Origin of the sequence: Bacteroides sp. 43_46, from assembly GCF_001915455.1 — a bacterium.
Lineage (GTDB): Bacteria > Bacteroidota > Bacteroidia > Bacteroidales > Bacteroidaceae > Bacteroides > Bacteroides caccae.
Genome location: NZ_MNQN01000095.1, coordinates 1 through 6,275 on the forward strand (window position 1 = coordinate 1; position 6,275 = coordinate 6,275).

At 37.7% G+C, this 6,275-nt stretch carries 5 protein-coding genes; all 5 read left to right on the forward strand.

Features of this window, described 5'->3' with window-relative positions; all coding sequences use genetic code 11:
- A partial coding sequence (locus tag BHV72_RS07130) for a SusC/RagA family TonB-linked outer membrane protein (protein WP_286855495.1) occupies nt 1–1,987 on the forward strand: 1,987 nt, incomplete at its 5' end.
- Nucleotides 1,988–2,426: 439 nt separating this feature from the next.
- Nucleotides 2,427–4,016 (forward strand): RagB/SusD family nutrient uptake outer membrane protein, encoded by a 1,590-nt coding sequence (locus tag BHV72_RS07135; protein ID WP_286855497.1) that lies wholly within the window; start codon nt 2,427–2,429, stop codon nt 4,014–4,016.
- A gap of 144 nt (nt 4,017–4,160) precedes the next feature.
- Nucleotides 4,161–4,967: a discoidin domain-containing protein gene (locus BHV72_RS07140; protein ID WP_286855498.1), complete on the forward strand. Its 807-nt coding sequence runs from the start codon at nt 4,161–4,163 to the stop codon at nt 4,965–4,967.
- An 11-nt stretch (nt 4,968–4,978) separates the two neighbouring features.
- Nucleotides 4,979–5,566 (forward strand): M60 family peptidase N-terminal accessory domain-containing protein, encoded by a 588-nt coding sequence (locus tag BHV72_RS07145; RefSeq protein WP_286855500.1) that lies wholly within the window; start codon nt 4,979–4,981, stop codon nt 5,564–5,566.
- A gap of 2 nt (nt 5,567–5,568) precedes the next feature.
- A partial coding sequence (locus tag BHV72_RS07150; protein ID WP_286855502.1) for a M60 family metallopeptidase occupies nt 5,569–6,275 on the forward strand: 707 nt, incomplete at its 3' end.

Here is a 6,275-nt window from a genome sequence, read left to right on the forward strand (position 1 = left end):
TTCTTCTGACCAGATTTTTAAACATATCATACTTTTCCCGACTCATTTGGTACCTTTTACATGGTCGGACGGGACTGCTGCAGTTTGTGATACAGATGCGGATGGACGTTATAATCCTTATAATTTACTTAATTATTCCGGTTATTCTAAAAAATGGTCTGTAGCAATGCAAACTAAGGCAACTTTGAGACAAAAACTCGACTTCATAACGAAAGGACTGTCTGTTCAAGGTAGTATAAGTTTTGATGCAGATTTCAGTTCTACTTTAAAACGTTCGGCGAGTCCGGATAAATATACTGTTACCGGTAGAGATGAAAACGGTTTACTTATCAAAAAACTATTTTCAGAAGGTAGTCCGCTTGGGGAAGCTTCTGTTAGCACAAGCAGTGGTACTAAAAAATTATATATTGAAGCGCAGTTGAACTACGAACGTACTTTTGCCAAGAAACACGCTGTTACAGGAACTTTTGTATACAATCAAAAGGAAACTCAATACCAAGGTTCTAGAAAATCTTCTGGAGCGGAAGAAGTAGGCGGGTTAAAACTGTTGCCTTATCGTAAACAGAATATTGTAATGCGTGGTACTTATGCTTATGATAATCGTTATGTATTAGAAGCTAGTTTTGGTGCAACGGGTAGTGAAAACTTCGCTCCTGGTAATCGTTGGGGTATTTTCCCGGCAGTAGGTGCCGCTTGGAATGTACATGCTGAGAAATTTATGCAAAAGGAGAATATCTTGGATATTCTTAGCAAATTACGTTTGAGAGCTTCTTACGGTCTTACAGGAAATGATAATACAGGAAGTGACCGTTTTGTATATAGAGAACTATTGACTGATAGCGGTAGTCAAAATGTCGGCTTGAATCCCGGTACTAATGGTGGTCCTACTAATGATATGGGAAGAATTTATGAAAACACATTTGCTGCTCCATATATTAGTTGGGAAATAGAGAAGAAAAGCAATTTCGGTATTGACATGGGATTATTCCGTGGTCGTGTTGATATTACTGCTGATTATTTTCATAATCGACGGGAAGATATTTTGATTCAGCGTGTAACTATTCCTACGGCTACTGGTTTCCGTCAAAATCCATGGCAGAATTTTGGTGTCACGACTAATGAAGGTTTTGATGCTAGTATTACAGTTAAACATAATATCGGAAAAGACTGGGTGCTTTCAGCCAGAGGTAATGTAACATACGCTGTTAACAAGATTATAGAAAAGGATGAGATTCCACAGGCTTATCCATGGCTTGCTCAAACTGGTACTTCTATCGGGACAAATAAAATATATGTAGCGGAAGGATTATTTACCAATCAGGATTTTATTATTACTGAAAAATCAGATGGTAGCTATAATTATAAATTAAAAGATGGAATTGCTACTTATGCTGCTGATGTGAAGCCTGGTGATATTAAATATAAAGACTTGAATGGTGATGGTACTATTGACGATAATGACCAGACTTATTATAGCGGCATTTATCCAAATAATCCGCAACTTGTTTATGGCTTCGGACTGAATGTACAATATAAAGGTATTTATGCTGGTGTATTTTTCCAGGGAGTAGGTAAAACATCCGTTAACTTGAAAGCTAACACTAGTTATTTTGTCCCATTTGCTAATGGAAAAGACCAGTCTTCTGCACGTGTACAGGCTGCCGACCATTGGACTGCAAGTGATCCCAATAATATGAACGTTTTATATCCTCGTTTACACACCAATGAGTATAGTAATAATACGCTGAATAGTACATGGTGGTACAGAGATGGGAGTTTTCTCCGTCTGAAAAATGTCGAATTGGGTTATCAGTTTGATAAAAAATTGGTGCAGAGATGGAAAATGCAGAACCTCCGTATTTATGTGCAGGGAAGTAATCTTGCTGTGTGGGATCACGTTAAAATGTGGGATCCGGAAATTGGAAACAGCGGTGCAAGATATCCGATTAACGCGACCTGGACTTTCGGTCTTGATGTGACTTTTTAACCAATAATCAATTATAAGAATAATTAATTATGAATATTATAAAAACAGTATGTACAGCAACTGTCGTATTAATGACAGGTATGTTGACCTCTTGCTCAGATTATTTGGATGTTTCTAAAGAACTTGCTCAAAATCTAGACAAGGAAGAAGTTTTTTCCAAAGCTAAATATATTAAACAATGGTATGGAGAAATCTATCAAACTTGTCCGAACTATTCGGAAGCGGGTTTGGATGTACAAAATTCAAATGGAACCGTTAATGCGCAAGCTATCTATTCAGGAGAAATCGTTTGTGCTCATCCTAATGTGTTGAAATTTGGACAGAATACTTTTACTCCTAGTAGTACCACTCACAACCGTTGGTGGAATTGCTATAAACAAATTCGCCAGGCAATGATCTTTTTGGATATGGCACCTGAAAGCATAGGTGATCCGAAGAGATGCGTCGTTATAAGGCGGATGTTACTTATCTGCTTGCTTACAACTATTTCTTGTTATTTGAATTCTATGGTCCTACACCTATTATTCCCGAGACTGCTGATCCTTCGGATGAGAACCTTGATTATGCACGTGCATCTGTTGACGAAATGGTAGGACATATTGATCAGTTATTAGAATCTGTTATAAATGGTGAATATAAAGATGATCTGCCTGAAACGATAAAAACTGGAACAGGGGATGATACTAGTCATGACAATAGTATGTACAATCTTCGTGAAATCCTGCGTCCTACAAAAGCGGCTGCTTTAGCATTACGTGCACGTTTGTGGGTATATGCAGCTTCTCCTCTGTTTAATGGAGGCTATAAAGAAGCGTTGAGTTTGACAAATCATGATGGAAAGCGTCTTTTCCCCGATCGTGATGATAACAAATGGCAAACTGCCAAGACGCATCTTGAAGCTTTGTTGAGATTTGCCGAAGCACATGGTATGGATCTTTATTATTCCAAAGAGAGAGATCCTCATACATCAATATATGAATTGTTCCAATATTATAACGATGAGATTCTTTGGGCTAACGGAAATAACGATTATAATGATGGCGTCACTGCTAAAATGGAAGCTCGCACAATCCCCGGAGATATTCCTAGTGCTATGGGTAATGTCGGTTTTTATCAGAATATTGTCGATTTGTTCTTTACGGATAGTGGATTGGATATCAGTGAAGACCCTGATTATAATGAAAACGGATTCACAAATTGGGTAAATGTTTGTAATAATAAACAACATGTAGACAAGCACATCTTCAATATGTATGTTAATCGCGAGCCTCGTTTTTATGCTGATGTTACATACGAAGGAAAGAGCTGGCATATACAAAGAAGCAGTTACTCAGATTGGGGAGCTTATTTTAGTAAAGGTGGTGCAGGCTATAGAGATAACACTATGCATGCACGTGCAGGCTATTTACTTTATAAGTTTAATAACCGTACATTACTGAAAGAAGGATCGAATCCTACGGACTGGGGACGTCCTTGGATCTATTTCCGTTTAGCAGATTTCTACTTGTACTATGCAGAAGTATGTAATGAGATAAATCCGAACGATGAAAATATAATTAAGTATCTGGATTTAGTACGTGAACGTGCTGGTATTCCTGGGTATAAGGAACTGGCTACGAAGTCTGCACCTTATGGGAAGAATATTATAGGAAATCAGGATTTACAGCGTGAAGCTATCTATCGTGAACGTATTATTGAAATGTTGGGAGAAGGAAACTATTATTTTGACATGCATAGATGGATGCGTGCTGGATGGTCACAAGATGAGGCTACCGGTGAATGGATCAAAGATAATGAGGATAAATTGTTAATACGTTATGGTATGGACATCAATAAAGCAGCAGTAAAAACATACAATAGTGCTAAAAACACTGCAATTGAATTTTATGATAAAATTGGTGAAGATTCATACTACAACCGTATTGTGGTAGATAGATATCCATGGTCAAAAGCTATGTTGCTTTATCCTGTACCTTACAATGAAATGCAGAAGAGTAAATTGACGGTTCAAAATCCGTTATGGAATTAATCGTATGACAGTTTGATAAACAAAGGCAGAGACCGGGCTCTTTTGTTCCGACTTTGCCTTTGCTTTACATGTTATTCATACTGGACTACCTTAAATATAAACTCTTGCATAAAATAAGTTAACGTAAAATATCGAAATGAGGTCATGAAAAATACAAAAATACCTATCATAAAAGGCCATTGGTGTAAGTTGAAGGTAATCTTATTATCTTTGCTTTATCCTTGTTTAGGCTATTCATGTAGTGACAGTGCAAGTTCGGCTATTCCTGATGATTGGATTACAATTTCTACAGAGTCCGTGAGTTTTCCTTATGAGGGAGGGACAGAAAAACGTGAGTTCGTATTGGGGCAAGGATTGGACATAAACCAGATAGCATCAACTTTAAGTAATAAGGGAGAAGATTGGCTGACCGCCCTTGTTGAAAATGGTAAAATGACGATTGTATGCGAACGTTCTTTTGCAGAGAGAGTCAGAAGTTCTGTATTGACATTGATGTATGATGACAATCATAAATGTAATATCACAATTTCTCAAGAAGCAGCTCCTAGTTCTGCTGACAAATTAATAAAAGTAATTGGCGGCGAGGCCACTTCTGAGGAAACGCAAGGTAAAGATACAGACCAGAATCCGTTGACCTTAAAGATGTCCTATGATGGAAATAAGAAAACATATTTTAATTCCGCGTTTGGGCAGGTCTCATATCCATTTTCTATCAGATATGAACTGGAGAAGGGGCATACACTGAATAGTATCGTTTATACTCCACGTACTGACTCCGGAAACAAATGGGGCTCATTCGATCAATTTACAGTGGAAGTTTCGACAGCCGATAAACCGGATGATTTTGTGAAAATAGGTGATTATGCAAGAGGTAATGGGGTGCATACGCCATTTACCATAAAGTTGTCATCACCTGTGGAAGATGCTAAATTTCCTATGAGGATAGAGTAAGCTGTGCTGAGATGGAATTTTATGAAGCTAGTAGTAATAAATTTGATCCAGCTACAATTTTTGCTGATAATATGGGTTTACAGCTTAAAGCTGGCGTGACAGAAAAGCAGATTAAGCAAATCCCTAATGAATATTTGAAAGAATTGGGACTTGCTTTGCTGATTAAGCAAATCCCTAATGAATATTTGAAAGAATTGGGACTTGCTTTGCTGAGTGGAAACTATGAGTCTGCTTATCGACTGGCGGATTATCGTCCTTATCAGAATCCTGCAGTAATGGCTACAAGGAATAAGACATCCAAATATAGCTTGAGAGATAATCCGACTGGAATTTATGCAAAAGCTGATGAAACTTTGGCTGTATTTGTCGGTGACATTTATGAAGGTGGTAAAGTTTCAATGCTTATTCAAGATCTGAACGGCGGTTACAACAATTCGAAAACCTATGAGTTATCAGAAGGATATAATGAGATAACAGTAGAGGTAGGCGGTTTGATTTATATTTTGAATCATGTAAATGATGACATTCCTCTCCGGCTTGAAGATGCTGATAATGACCAGAAAAGGAATATTGAAGGAATATTGAGGCAAAGACGGTAAAAGTGCATTTTGCGAATGGAAAAGTAAACGGTTATTTTGATATTCAGAAAAACAAGGAAAGTGATTGGGCTCAGATTCGCGACAATGCAAAGTATCAGGAAATAGATATCTTGGGAGAATACTCACATTTGACGTGGAGAATATCTGACTTCAAAAAGTACAATACAGAGATAACGAAGACTATTGAAAATTTGGATCGTCTGGTATATTTGGAGGAAGAGTTTATGGGACTTGTTAAATATGGTAAGATGTTCAATAACCGGATGCATTTTTCTATTGACTACAAGGCAAAGAGCCCGAACGCATCAGATTATCGTACAGTTTATAATGCTAGTGATTACTATGCGGAACCGTTCTGTAAACCAGAAAATTTTCCTACTCGTTGTTGGGGACCTGCGCATGAAGTAGGTCATTGCAATCAGACACGTCCGGGGTTGAAATGGGCCGGTTTGACTGAAGTTACCAATAACATTATGTCGCTTTTTATACAGACATCATTCGGTCGTCCTTGCAAGTTGTTGGTTGACGGATGTACGTTGAAAGATGAGAACGATCAGACATTGGGAACGTATAATAATATTTATCAAGGCGCTACATCATTGATAGTGGATGGTAAACGTCCTCATTGTCTTCCTGGTATTGCAAATATTACTCGTGAAACTCAACTTGTACCATTTTGGCAGCTCAAACTGTACATGATAGATGTATT

Excerpts from the sequence above, each read along its gene's own strand:
- BHV72_RS07135 (WP_286855497.1), top strand. The coding sequence starts at position 2,427 with ATGCGTCGTTATAAGGCGGATGTTACTTATCTGCTTGCTTACAACTAT.
- BHV72_RS07140 (WP_286855498.1), top strand. The coding sequence starts at position 4,161 with ATGAAAAATACAAAAATACCTATCATAAAAGGCCATTGGTGTAAGTTG.
- BHV72_RS07145 (WP_286855500.1), top strand. The coding sequence starts at position 4,979 with ATGGAATTTTATGAAGCTAGTAGTAATAAATTTGATCCAGCTACAATT.